Consider the following 12242-nt stretch of genomic DNA (forward strand, 5'->3'; position numbering starts at 1 on the left):
CCGCCGCCCGCGGCCCGCCGATCCCCGTACCCCTCAGCCGCCACGCCGCACCCGGCCCGCCGGCGGCGGCGGCACCCCGCACCCGGGGGCCGCCCGGGGGGCCGGGCCCCCGCCCGCCCGCCGCCGTTCTCCGTTCCGCTGTTTTCCGTTCCGCCGTTCTCCGCGCCCGGAAAGAAGCCCGGGTGTCAGCCGATCTCGACCGCGGCCAGGTTCTTCTTGCCCCGCCGCAGCACCAGCCAGCGCCCGTGCAGCAGATCCTCCCGCGAGGGGACCGCGTCCTCGGCCGTGACCTTCACATTGTTCACGTAGGCCCCGCCCTCCTTCACGGTCCGGCGGGCCGCCGACTTACTGGCCACCAGTCCCACCTCGGCGAACAGATCCACCACCGGGGCGATCTCGGCGACCTCGGCACTCGGCAGCTCCGCCAGCGCGGCCCGCAGCGTCGGCTCGTCCAGTTCGTCCAGCTCGGCCTGCCCGAACAGCGCCTTCGACGCGAGCTCCGCTGCCGCGCACTGCTCGCCGCCGTGCACCAGCGTCGTCAGCTCCTGCGCCAGCGCCCGCTGAGCCGCCCGCAGCTGGGGCCGCTCCTCGGTCAGCCGCTCCAGCTCCTCGATCTCCGCGCGGGACGCGAAGCTGAAGATCCGGAGGAACTGGGAGACATCGCGGTCGTCCGCGTTCAGCCAGAACTGGTAGAAGGCGTACGGAGTGGTCCGCTCGGGGTCCAGCCAGACCGTGCCCGACTCCGTCTTGCCGAACTTGGTGCCGTCGGCCTTGGTGATCAGCGGCGTGGCCAGCGCGTGCACCCGTGCCTCGGGCTCGGCCCGGTGGATCAGATCGGTGCCCGCGGTGAGATTGCCCCACTGGTCGCTGCCGCCGGTCTGGAGCACACAGCCGTAGCGCCGGTACAGCTCCAGGTAGTCCATGCCCTGGAGGATCTGGTAGCTGAACTCGGTGTAGCTGATCCCGGCGTCGGAGTTCAGCCGCCGGGCGACCGCCTCCTTCGCGATCATCTTGTTGACCCGGAAGTACTTGCCGACGTCACGCAGGAAGTCGATCGCCGACAGCCCCTGCGTCCAGTCCAGATTGTTGACCATGGTCGCGGCGTGGGGACCCTCGAAGTCGAGGAACCGCTCCACCTGCCCCCGCAGCCGCGTGACCCACTCGGCGACGGTCCCGGGAGCGTTCAGCGTGCGCTCCGCGTTCGGCTTCGGGTCGCCGATCAGCCCGGTCGCCCCGCCGACCAGACCCAGCGGACGGTTCCCCGCCTGCTGGATCCGGCGCATGGTGAGGATCTGGACCAGATTGCCCAGATGCAGGCTGGGCGCGGTCGGATCGAAGCCGCAATAGAACGTGACGGGGCCGTCCGCGAACGCCTTCCGCAATGCGTCCTCGTCAGTGGACTGGGCGATCAGCCCGCGCCACTGCAGCTCGTCGACGATGTCCGTCACGTCTCTCGTGTCTCCTCGGAAGTTCTCGGATGTACTCGGCTGTACCGGCCGGGTGTGCCCGGAAACCGGCGGGGACGCCTTGTGGCGGCCCCGGGTTTCCTTCGAGGTTATACGCCCCGGCTGACCGAACTCATATTGAAGTCCGGGATCCGCAACGCGGGCATGGCGGCCCTGGTGAACCAGTCCCCCCACTCGCGCGGCAGCGTCTTCTCCGTAACCCCCGCCTCGGTGGCCCGGGAGAGCAGATCGACGGGCGACTCGTTGAACCGGAAGTTGTTCACCTCGCCGACCACCTCGCCGTTCTCCACCAGATACACCCCGTCCCTGGTGAGCCCCGTGAGCAGCAGGGTCGCCGGGTCGACCTCGCGGATGTACCACAGACAGGTCAGCAGCAGCCCGCGCGAGGTCGCCCCGACCATCTCCTCCAGCGACCGCCCGCCGCCCCCGTCCAGGATCAGGTTTCCGGCGCCCGGGGCGACCGGCAGACCCGTGAGACCCGCGCTGTGCCGGGTGGTCACCAGGTGCTCCAGCTTCCCCTCGCGCACCCAGTCCGTCCGGGACAGCGGAAGCCCGTTGTCGAACACGGACGCGTCGTCGCCCGAGGAGTGCGCGATGACGAACGGCGAGGACTCCAGACCCGGCTCGTTCGGGTCGCTGCGCAGGGTCAGCGGCAGCGGGGAGAGCGTCTCGCCGACCCGGGTGCCGCCGCCGGGCCGGGAGAAGACCGTACGGCCCTCCGCCGCGTCCCGCGCCGTCGCCGACCACAGCTGGTAGATCAGCAGATCGGCCACCGCGGTCGGCGGCAGCAGCGTCTCGTACCGCCCGGCGGGCAGCGAGACCCGGCGCTCGGCCCAGCCGAGGCGCCGCGCCAGCTCCGCGTCCAGCTCGGCCGGGTCCACATCCGTGAAGTCCCGGGTCGCCCGCCCCGCCCACGCGGACCGCGAACGGTCCGGCGACTTGGCGTTCAGCTCCAGCGTCCCGTTCGGCTGGTCGTGCCGCAGCCGCAGCCCCGTGGAGGTGCCCAGATAGGTCGAGGTCAGCTCGTGGTTGGCGAAGCCGTACAGCTCCCGGCCCCCCGTCCGGGCCCGGGCGAACGACTCCCCGAGAGCGGGCGCGAAGTCCGCGAAGACGGCGGACGACGTCTCGCCGGGCGCGTCCCGGAAGTCCGGGGCCGGTTCCCCGCCCGCCACCAGCGGCTGGGCGTCCTCGGCGGGCTCGGACGTCCGGGCCGCGGCCTCCGCCGCCCGGACCAGCGGCTCCAGGTCCTCCGCGGTGACCGCGGACCGCGACACCACCCCGGAGGCGGTACCCCGCGCCCCGTCCACGGTCGCCACGACGGTGAGCGTACGGCCCCGGGTCACACCGTTGGTGGTGAGGGCGTTGGCGGCCCAGCGGAGATTGGCGGAGGAGTGCTCGTCGGCGATGACGACGCAGTCGTCGGCGGTGGAGAGCTCCAGGGCGCGCTCGACGATCTCGTACGGCTTGCTGCTCCGGCTCATCGACCGGCCTCCCGGATGGTGTTGAGACTGTGCTTGCCCGGGGTGCGGCCCCCGGATCTCCGGCGGTTCTCGTGCGGGCCGTTCATCGTCCGGCCTCCTGGGTCGTATCGAGGCTCTGCTTGCCCGGGTTACGGCCCCAGGGCCCCCGGCGGTTCTCGTGCGGGCCGTTCATCGACCGGCCTCCTGCGTGGTGTTCAGGATGTTCACTCCCCGGAAGAGGGCGGAGGGGCAGCCGTGGGAGACCGCGGCGACCTGGCCCGGCTGGGCCTTGCCGCAGTTGAACGCGCCGCCCAGTACATACGTCTGCGGGCCGCCCACCTGCTCCATCGAGCCCCAGAAGTCCGTCGTCGTCGCCTGGTACGCCACATCCCGCAGCTGGCCCGCCAGCCGCCCGTTCTCGATCCGGAAGAACCGCTGCCCGGTGAACTGGAAGTTGTAGCGCTGCATGTCGATCGACCACGAGCGGTCGCCGACGACATAGATCCCGCGCTCCACCCCGCCGATCAGATCGTCCGTCGACAGTCCGCCCACGGCCGGACGCAGGGAGACGTTCGCCATCCGCTGCACCGGCACATGTCCGGGGGAGTCGGCGTACGCGCACCCGTTGGAACGCCCGAGACCCGTCAGCTTCGCGATCCTGCGGTCCAGCTGGTAGCCCACCAGCGTGCCGTTCTTCACGAGGTCCCAGGACTGCGCCTTCACACCCTCGTCGTCGTACCCGATCGTCGCCAGCCCGTGCTCGGCCGTGCGGTCGCCGGTCACGTTCATCACCGAGGAGCCGTACTCCAGCTTCCCCAGCTTGTCGAAGGTGGCGAAGGAGGTCCCCGCGTACGCCGCCTCATAGCCCAGCGCCCGGTCCAGCTCGGTGGCGTGCCCGATGGACTCGTGGATGGTGAGCCAGAGGTTCGACGGGTCGACGACCAGGTCATACCGCCCGGCCTCCACACTCGGCGCGCGCATCTTCTCCGCGAGCAGCCCGGGGATCTGCTCCAGCTCGGTGTCCCAGTCCCAGCCGGTACCGGTCAGATACTCCCAGCCGCGGCCCGCGGGCGGCGCGATCGTCCGCATCGAGTCGAACTCACCGGTCGTCTCGTCCACCGCGACGGCCGTGACCTGCGGATGCAGCCGCACCCGCTGCTGGGTGGTGACGGTGCCCGCCGTGTCCGCGTAGAACTTGTTCTCCTGCACGGTGAGCAGCGAGGCGTCCACATGCGCGACACCGTCCGCCGCCAGCAGCCGGCTGCTCCACGCGGCGAGCAGCGCGGTCTTCTCCTCGTCGGGTACGTCGAAGGGGTTGATCCGGTACGAGGAGACCCAGGTCTTCTCCGAGTGCACCGGCTCGTCCGCCAGCTCCACCCGCTCGTCCGACCCGGCCGCCGCGATCACCCGCGCCGACAGCTTCGCCATCGCGACGGCCTGTCCGGCCACCTTTGCCGCCGCGTCCATGGTCATGTCGACACCGGAGGCGAAGCCCCAGGCCCCGCCGTGCACCACGCGTACCGCGTACCCGAGATCCGTGGTGTCCGACGACGCGGCGGGTTTGGCGTCCCGCAGCCGCCAGGCCGCGCTGCGGACGCGCTCGAACCGGAAATCGGCGTGGTCGGCGCCGAGCGCGCGTGCCCGCGCGAGCGCAGCGTCGGCGAGCGCCCGCAGCGGCAGCGCGAGGAATGTCTGATCGATGTCATGGGGCACAGGTGCCCTCCCCTTCTCGGCCAACGCGACTACAGATGCGCAGTGAATCATGTGATGCCGCGCGCGGTGTCACCGGCGAAGCGCCGGGCAGCGGCATTCTGTAGGGATCCAACAGTGAGCCGGGGGAGGCGCTGTCAGTGCCCGATTCTCCGGGAACGCGGCCGGACCGATAGTTTCGGAGTACTCGGGGGTACCAGTCCGCTATCGAAAGGGTGATCCGTTGAGCCGCTCGGTTCTCGTCACCGGAGGAAACCGGGGCATCGGCCTCGCCATCGCCCGCGCGTTCGCCGACGCGGGTGACAAGGTCGCGATCACATACCGCTCCGGAGAGCCGCCCGCGGAGCTCACGGAGTCCGGCTGCCTGGCCGTCAGGTGCGACATCACCGACGCCGAGCAGGTGGAGCAGGCATACAAAGAGATCGAGGAGAAGCACGGTCCGGTCGAGGTGCTGGTGGCCAACGCCGGTGTCACCAAGGACCAGTTGCTGATGCGGATGTCGGAGGAGGACTTCGTCTCCGTCGTCGACACCAATCTCACCGGCACCTTCCGTGTCGTCAAGCGGGCCAACCGCGCGATGCTGCGGGCCAGGAAGGGCCGAGTGGTCCTGATCTCCTCCGTCGTGGGACTGCTCGGCTCGGCGGGACAGGCCAACTACGCCGCCTCCAAGGCGGGCCTGGTCGGATTCGCCCGCTCGCTGGCCCGGGAACTGGGTTCGCGGAACATCACCTTCAATGTGGTCGCGCCCGGTTTCGTCGACACCGATATGACCAAGGTGCTCAGCGACGAGCAGCGCGCGGCCATCGTCGCCGGGGTGCCGCTCGGCCGTTACGCGCAGCCGGAGGAGATCGCCGCCACCGTGCGCTTCCTCGCCTCCGACGACGCCTCGTACATCACTGGAGCCGTCATTCCCGTTGACGGCGGATTGGGCATGGGTCACTGATCACATGAGTGGAATCCTCGCCGGCAAGCGCATTCTCGTCACGGGTGTCCTCACCGACGCCTCGATCGCCTTCCACGCGGCCAAGGTCGCCCAGGAGGAGGGCGCGGAGGTCATCCTCACCGGCTTCGGCCGCCTCTCGCTCGTCGAGCGGATCGCCAAGCGGCTGCCCAAGACGGCGCCCGTCATCGAACTGGACGTCACCGACCAGGAGCACCTGGACGGGCTCGCGGCCAAGATCCGTGAGCACTCCAGCGACGACACCGGGCTCGACGGCATCGTGCACTCGATCGCCTTCGGCCCGCAGGGCGCGTTCAACTTCCTGGAGGCGGGCTGGGACGATGTCTCCACCGCCGTCCAGGTCTCCGCCTACTCCTACAAGTCGCTGGCCATGGCGTGTCTGCCGCTGATGGAGGAGCGCGGCGGCTCGATCGTGGGCATGACGTTCGACGCCACCATCGCCTGGCCCAAGTACGACTGGATGGGCGTCGCCAAGGCGGCCCTGGAGTCCACCAACCGCTACCTCGCGCGCGATCTGGGCCCCAAGGGCATCCGGTGCAACCTGATCTCCGCGGGTCCCATCAAGTCGATGGCGGCCAAGTCGATCCCCGGCTTCGAGGACCTCGCGGACGTGTGGAACCACCGTGCGCCGATCGGCTGGGACCTGAGCGACCCGGACCCGGCCGGCCGCGGTGTGGTCGGTCTGCTGTCGGACTTCTTCCCCCGGACCACCGGCACGGTTCTGCATGTGGACGGCGGCGTCCACATGATGGGCGCGTAGCACCCGGCATCCGGGCGGCGTCCCTTCTCCGGCAGCCCGGGGGAGAAGGTTGCTGTTCTTCAGCCTCTCCGGCGGTTGAGGAACGGGGCCCGGGGCCGCGCCCCGGCGGGAGACCGGGCTCGGCGGGGGCCGGGTCCGGCGGGCGGGGAGGCCGCTGGGGCCAGGGCGTCCCCGGGGCCGGATCCCGGACCTCCGGGGGTCTCCGGCCTCTCCGGCTGTCCGGCGACCGCGCTGTTTCCCGGTTCGCGCGGTCCCGGCTCTACGGGGACCCCGGGCTACGGGCCCTCGCGGTTCCCGGCTCCCACAGGTGTCCCGGCCCCGGGGCACTCCGGGTTCCGGACTCCGGGACCCCTCAAGCCCTCCCCGATTCCGGCCCGCTCCGGGCCATCGGGTCCCTTCCTCCCCGTACCCGGCCCGCTCCGGGCCACCGGATCCCCCGGCCCCGTCCGGCCGTCGTGTGTGCCATCCGGCACGACGCCGGGCAGGTGCGGCCCTACGACCCCGGCGCCCCGTTCCCCGCACTCCGTGGGAGCGGGGCGTCGCCCGTTCGGACTTCCGGGCGCGCGCCGCGGGCCCGGACGGGCGAGGGTGGAGACGCATTCCCCCCTTGTGGTGCAGCCGCGGCCGTCGGCCGACGGTACGGCCGAGGAGGTCCCGCTGTGCGTAGGTTCCTGAGCTCGGCCCCCGTCCTGGCCGCCGTGGCGATCCTGGTGTGGACGACCCCCGAGGCCGTGTCCGACGTCCTGACGGGCTCCCGGGGGGACCGGGCCGAGAAGCCGCGTACGAGCGTGAAACCACCCGTCTACGAGGCCGACTGCCGTACCGAGGTCACGGGCTCCCGGGCCGTCGCCTACTGCCACAACCCCTACCCGGCCACCGACCTGGTCCAGCTGCACGTCGAGTGCGAGCGCTGGTGGGACGTCGATGTGGACGCCGAGCCCGCCGAGATCGGCCCGGCGCAGTACCGGGAGCTGACCGACCGCTGCTGGAAGGAGATCCGCGCGGCCTGGGTCAGCCACCGGCCCGTCGTGGACCCCGCAGGCAGATGAACGGATAGCGGGCGGCCTCCCCGGCCGCCGTCTCCCCGTCGCCCGCGCGGATGGCCTCGACCAGCCGTGAGTGGTCCATATGGTCCTCCGGGCGCAGTTCCTCGCCCACATCCCCGGTCAGCCCCTGGCGCACCAGATCGCCCAGGTCCGCGTACAGCCCGCCGAGCACCTCGTTGTGGGCCGCGGCCACCACCGCCAGATGGAAGCTCATGTCCGCGGCGACGAACCGTCCCGTGTCCCCCGAGTCCCAGGCCTCCTCACGGCGGGCGAGCAGGGCGTCGATCTCCCGAAGATCCTTCTCCGTACGCCTCCCGGCCGCGAGCCTGGCCGCCGTCGACTCCAGGGTCGAGCGCACCTCGGCGATATGCCGGGGACTGGCCTCGGCGAAGCGGCGGTGCATCACACCCGCCAGCTCGCTGGTGGCCAGGACATAGGTTCCCGAACCCTGCCGGATGTCGAGCAGACCGTTGTGCGCGAGGGCCCGGACGGCCTCCCGGACGGTGTTGCGGGCCACGCCCAGCTGTTCCACGAGCGCCGGTTCGGTGGGGATCCGGGAGCCGACCGGCCACCTTCCGGACGTGATCTGGTCGCGCAGCTGGGCGATCACCTGGTCGGTGAGCCCCGAGCGCCGGGGAGAGGTCAGCGACATATGTGCTCCTGGTGCCCGTGTCCGTACCGGTACGGCCCGACCGCGGCCGCCCGGCCCATCCTGTTCCGATCCACCGGATCCGGCCCTCCCGCCGACGCGCCGGACGCGCCGCGCTCCGTGGCACCGTTCCCCGGTGGACCCGGTGGACCCGGTGGACCCGGTGGACCCGGTGGATACGGCCGGTTCGCGGGTGCCGTGCGGGCGGCGTTCCGGTGGCTCAGTATGGCTCGTTCATGATTGGACAATCAATCATCCCATGATTCTATGATGGGCCCATGCCTGACGAGACCCGGACCCGGCCGAGGACCCGGACCGAGCCAACCGACCCCCCGAGCCCCGCAGCGGCCCCCGCGACCGCGGACCTCCGGCTCCGGGCCACCCCGACGGGCTCCGGCCACCCCTCCGGCCGGGCGGTCTGGTTCGCCCCGCTCGTCATGGTCGCGATCGTGCTGGCGGCACTCAATCTCCGCCCCGCCGTCACCAGCCTCGGCGCCCTCCTGGAGGAGACCAGGGCCGGACTGGGGATGAGCGGCGCGGTCGCCGGAGTCCTCACCTCCGTGCCCGCGCTCACCTTCGCCGCCACCGGGCTGGCGGCCCCCCGCCTCGCCCGCCGTTTCGGGCCCGGCGCGGTCGTCTGCGCGGGCATGGCCGCGATCGCCGCCGGACTGCTGATCCGGCCGTACGCCGGCGGCACCGCCGGATTCCTCGCCGCCACCGCGCTCGCCCTCATGGGCATCGCGGTCGGCAACATCCTGATGCCGGTCCTGGTCAAGCGGTACTTCCCCGACCGCGTCGGCACCATGACCGGGCTGTACTCCATGGCCCTCGCGATCGGCACCTCGACCGCCGCCGCCGTCACCGTGCCCGTGACCGAGGCGCTGGGCGGCGGCTGGCAGCGGGGGCTCGCCGTCTGGGGCCTCCTCGCCGTCGCGGCCGTACTGCCCTGGGCCGTCCTCGCACGTGAGGGCCGGGGCAAGGCCGGACCGGCGGCGGCGAGGCCGGCCGGTGGACCGGGGATCGTCCGCAGCCCCACCGCGTGGGCCCTCGGCTGCTTCTTCGGGCTCCAGGCCACCGGCGCGTACATCACCATGGGCTGGATGCCGCAGATCTACCGGGACGCGGGGGTCCCGGCCGGCACCGCTGGGGTGCTGCTCGCCGTGACGATGGCCCTGGGCATCCCGCTCGCGTTCGTGATCCCGAGGCTCGCCGGGCGGCTGCGCAACCAGGGCCCGATCGTCGTCGTCCTCGGGCTCTGCGGGCTGACCGGCTACGCGGGACTCTTCCTGGCCCCTGCGGCCGGTGCCTGGGCCTGGGCCCTGCTCCTCGGCGTCTCCAACTGCGCCTTCCCGCTCGCCCTCACCATGATCGGCCTGCGGGCGAGGACGGCCGCGGGCGTCGTACGCCTCTCCGCGTTCGCCCAGTCCACGGGCTATCTGCTCGCCATCCCCGGCCCGCTGCTGGTGGGCGTCCTCTATGAGCACAGCGGCGGCTGGGACCTGCCGATCGTGCTGATGGCGGGCCTGCTCGTCCCGCAGATCGTGTGCGGGGTGCTCGCGGGGAGGGACCGGACGATCGAGGACGAGACCGGGATGCGAGACTGAGCCCATGCCAGTCCTCGATCCGAACCCCCAGAACGGTCAGAAGAAGCTCCTCCTCGTCTTCGGAACGATGATCGCCTTCTTCGTGGTGGTGGGAATCATCGCGACCATCGCCTCGCCCTGACACGGCCGTTGGCCCTCCCCGGATCCCGGCGGAGCGACGATGGTGGGGCTGGCCCCACCATCCCCTAGGGGGCCAGGCTCAGGGGCAAGTGGGTGGGTCACCGGATGGGCCCGTGAGCCCATGATCCGTAGGTTGGAGGCAGTCGACCACAGCCGCGTCGACCAGCGCCCAGCCACGAGGAGGCGGCCATGTCGGCCCACACGCCCACCCCTTCTCCCGCCAGGGACCGTGCCGACAGCCGTCTTCCCTGGTGGGCGCTGGCGCTGCCGCTGCTCGCCTTCGCCGTTCTGCTCTGGGGATCCCTCCCCGGCGACGCCCTCGCGGCCGGGGAGGAAGCCGGGATCCCGTCCGGTGGCGCCGAGCCCGTCGCGGGCCGCATCCTGGAGTACCTCCACCACCTGCTGACCCGCTGATCCGCCGCCCCCGGCGCCCGGCCGACGGGGTGACCCGGCACCGGCCGGACGGGGCGTCCGCGGCGGTGCCCACCGGGAAATCCTTCCCGGAGGAGCACGTCAACACCCCGCGCCTGCTGAGGCATTTCGTGCGAAGCTGGGGTGCATGAGCGTTGCCACGTCTTCCGGGGGGACAAGCCCCGGATCCCCCGAATCCCGCAGGATCGTCCTCCTTCGGCATGCGAAGGCCGACTGGCCGCAGGTGTCCGACCACGACCGCCCGCTCGCCGAGCGTGGCCGCAAGGACGCCCCCGTCGCGGGCCGCCGGCTCGCCGACACCGGAATCACCTTCGATCTGGCCCTGTGCTCCACAGCCGCCAGGACACGCGAGACGTGGAAGCTGGCGGTCCACGAGCTGTCCGACCGCCCCCGCACGGTGTACGAGGAGAGGCTGTACGAAGCCTCCCTCGGCGAACTCATCGCCCTGGTGAACGAAGTCCCGGACGAGGTGAGTAATGTCCTCCTCATCGGCCACAACCCCGGTATGCACGCGCTCGCCGACGCGCTCTCGGGCGAGGCGGAGGACGGACTGCTGCCCCGGATGAGCCGCAGCGGCTTCCCGACCTCGGCCTTCGCGGTGATCGGATTCACCGGGTCCTGGAAGTCCGTGGAGCACGGTGTCGGCCGGCTCCTCGACTACTGGACCCCGCACGACTGACAGCGCGACCCCGCACGACTGACGGCGCGAGCGGTATCCCGACGGAACAGGCCCCGGCGCGATCCTCCGCGCCGGGGCCTCGTCGTTCACGCGTACACGCGTACGCGCCGGATCAGTGCCCGGCGCCCTCGGAGCCGGCGCCCTCGACCTCGTCTGCGGCCTCGACCTCTTCGCGCGTGATACCGAGCAGATAGAGCACCGTGTCCAGGAACGGCACGTTCACCGCGGTGTGCGCGGCCTCCCGTACGACCGGCTTGGCATTGAAGGCGACCCCGAGACCGGCCGCGTTGAGCATGTCCAGATCATTGGCGCCGTCCCCGATCGCCACCGTCTGCGCCAGCGGTACGCCCGCCTCCGCCGCGAACCGCCGCAGCAGCCGGGCCTTGCCCGCCCGGTCCACGATCTCCCCGGTCACCCGCCCGGTGAGCTTTCCGTCCACGATCTCCAGGGTGTTCGCCGAGGCGAAGTCCAGGCCCAGCCGTTCCTGGAGATCATCGGTGACCTGGGTGAAACCACCCGACACCACGCCCACTTGGAACCCCAGCCGCTTGAGGGTACGGATCAGGGTCCGCGCGCCGGGAGTGAGCCGCACCTCGGAGCGGACCTTGTCCACGACCGACGCGTCCAGCCCCGCCAGCAGTGCCACGCGCGCGTGCAGCGACTGCTCGAAGTCCAGTTCCCCGCGCATCGCCGCGGCCGTCACCTCGGCGACCTTGTCCTCGCACCCCGCGTGGGCGGCGAACAGCTCGATCACCTCGTCCTGGATGAGGGTCGAGTCCACATCCATCACGACCAGCCGCTGCGCACGCCGGTGCAGCCCCGCCGACACCACAGCGATATCGACCCCGATCTCGGCGGCCCCGGTCGCCAGTGCCGTGCGCAGGGCCTCCGTCTCGGCGCCCGACACGGCGAACTCGACCGCCGTCACCGGATACTTGGCGAGCCGGAAGATACGGTCGATGTTCCCGCCGCTCCCCGTGATCCGAGCGGCTATCGCCGCGGTCGCCTCGGCGGTCAGCGGATGCCCGAGAACGGTGACATGGGAACGGCCGCTGCCCCGCGGCCGGTTGTCCCCCGTACCCGAGATGATCTCGGCCTCCAGCTGGAGCGAGTCCGCCCAGCTGTGCACGGTGGCCCGCAGCTCACCCTCGTCGGCTCCGCCCACCGCCGGCGCGGTGACCAGGGCGCACAGTACGAGCCGGCCCCGGGAGACGACCTGTTCGATGTCGATGACATCCACGGAGTAGGCGGCGAGGGTGTCGAACAGCCCGGCGGTGATCCCGGGCCGGTCCTTCCCGAAGATCTTGACCAGAAGGGTACGTACATCGGAGTTCTGCGAAGCGCTCATGGTGTCT

12 protein-coding genes are annotated in these 12242 nt (G+C 71.6%); 7 read left to right on the plus strand and 5 right to left on the minus strand.

Annotation, left to right across the window (positions count from 1 at the left end):
- Positions 1 to 185: 185 nt before the first annotated feature.
- The 3 genes from tyrS to ACIBCM_RS34500 all read right to left on the minus strand — a co-directional run bounded on the left by tyrS (position 186) and on the right by ACIBCM_RS34500 (position 4639).
- Entirely contained in the window at positions 186 to 1448 is a 1263-nt protein-coding gene (tyrS, locus tag ACIBCM_RS34490) for a tyrosine--tRNA ligase (protein WP_399250274.1), read from the minus strand.
- Positions 1449 to 1555: 107 nt separating this feature from the next.
- Entirely contained in the window at positions 1556 to 2947 is a 1392-nt protein-coding gene (locus tag ACIBCM_RS34495) for a metallopeptidase TldD-related protein (protein WP_399250276.1), read from the minus strand.
- Between the two features lie 168 nt (positions 2948 to 3115).
- Positions 3116 to 4639: a TldD/PmbA family protein gene (locus ACIBCM_RS34500; protein WP_399250278.1), complete on the minus strand. Its 1524-nt coding sequence runs from the start codon at positions 4637 to 4639 to the stop codon at positions 3116 to 3118.
- Between the two features lie 220 nt (positions 4640 to 4859).
- Between ACIBCM_RS34500 and fabG the strand changes: the two genes are divergently transcribed.
- From fabG to ACIBCM_RS34515, 3 genes are all read left to right on the plus strand, one after another.
- Positions 4860 to 5579, plus strand: coding sequence for a 3-oxoacyl-[acyl-carrier-protein] reductase (gene fabG, locus ACIBCM_RS34505; RefSeq protein WP_399250280.1), 720 nt, complete (start codon positions 4860 to 4862; stop codon positions 5577 to 5579).
- A 4-nt stretch (positions 5580 to 5583) separates the two neighbouring features.
- On the plus strand, positions 5584 to 6357 hold the full coding sequence (gene fabI, locus ACIBCM_RS34510) for an enoyl-ACP reductase FabI (RefSeq protein WP_399250282.1): 774 nt from the start codon (positions 5584 to 5586) through the stop codon (positions 6355 to 6357).
- A gap of 659 nt (positions 6358 to 7016) precedes the next feature.
- Positions 7017 to 7406, plus strand: a complete 390-nt coding sequence (locus tag ACIBCM_RS34515; RefSeq protein WP_399250284.1) for a hypothetical protein — start codon at positions 7017 to 7019, stop codon at positions 7404 to 7406.
- Here ACIBCM_RS34515 and ACIBCM_RS34520 read toward each other — a convergent pair.
- On the minus strand, positions 7369 to 8055 hold the full coding sequence (locus ACIBCM_RS34520; RefSeq protein WP_399250286.1) for a FadR/GntR family transcriptional regulator: 687 nt from the start codon (positions 8053 to 8055) through the stop codon (positions 7369 to 7371). The genes ACIBCM_RS34515 and ACIBCM_RS34520 overlap by 38 nt on opposite strands.
- Before the next feature lie 275 nt (positions 8056 to 8330).
- On the opposite strand from ACIBCM_RS34520, the gene ACIBCM_RS34525 reads away from it, so the two are divergent.
- The 4 genes from ACIBCM_RS34525 to ACIBCM_RS34540 all read left to right on the plus strand — a co-directional run bounded on the left by ACIBCM_RS34525 (position 8331) and on the right by ACIBCM_RS34540 (position 10887).
- Entirely contained in the window at positions 8331 to 9656 is a 1326-nt protein-coding gene (locus ACIBCM_RS34525; RefSeq protein WP_399250288.1) for a CynX/NimT family MFS transporter, read from the plus strand.
- Positions 9657 to 9660: 4 nt separating this feature from the next.
- Positions 9661 to 9777 (plus strand): SGM_5486 family transporter-associated protein, encoded by a 117-nt coding sequence (locus tag ACIBCM_RS34530; protein ID WP_399250290.1) that lies wholly within the window; start codon positions 9661 to 9663, stop codon positions 9775 to 9777.
- A 188-nt stretch (positions 9778 to 9965) separates the two neighbouring features.
- Entirely contained in the window at positions 9966 to 10190 is a 225-nt protein-coding gene (locus ACIBCM_RS34535; protein WP_399250292.1) for a hypothetical protein, read from the plus strand.
- Positions 10191 to 10335: 145 nt separating this feature from the next.
- Positions 10336 to 10887 carry a SixA phosphatase family protein gene (locus ACIBCM_RS34540; protein WP_399250294.1) on the plus strand — a complete coding sequence of 184 codons (552 nt, stop codon included), beginning with the start codon at positions 10336 to 10338 and terminating at the stop codon, positions 10885 to 10887.
- A gap of 112 nt (positions 10888 to 10999) precedes the next feature.
- Here ACIBCM_RS34540 and serB read toward each other — a convergent pair whose 3' ends face one another.
- The gene (gene serB / locus ACIBCM_RS34545; RefSeq protein ID WP_399250296.1) at positions 11000 to 12235 is read right to left on the minus strand and encodes a phosphoserine phosphatase SerB; all 1236 of its coding nucleotides are present in this window, start codon (positions 12233 to 12235) and stop codon (positions 11000 to 11002) included.
- Between the last annotated feature and the right edge of the window lie 7 nt (positions 12236 to 12242).

This window comes from Streptomyces sp. NPDC051018 (genome assembly GCF_044456085.1).
Classification (GTDB): domain Bacteria; phylum Actinomycetota; class Actinomycetes; order Streptomycetales; family Streptomycetaceae; genus Streptomyces.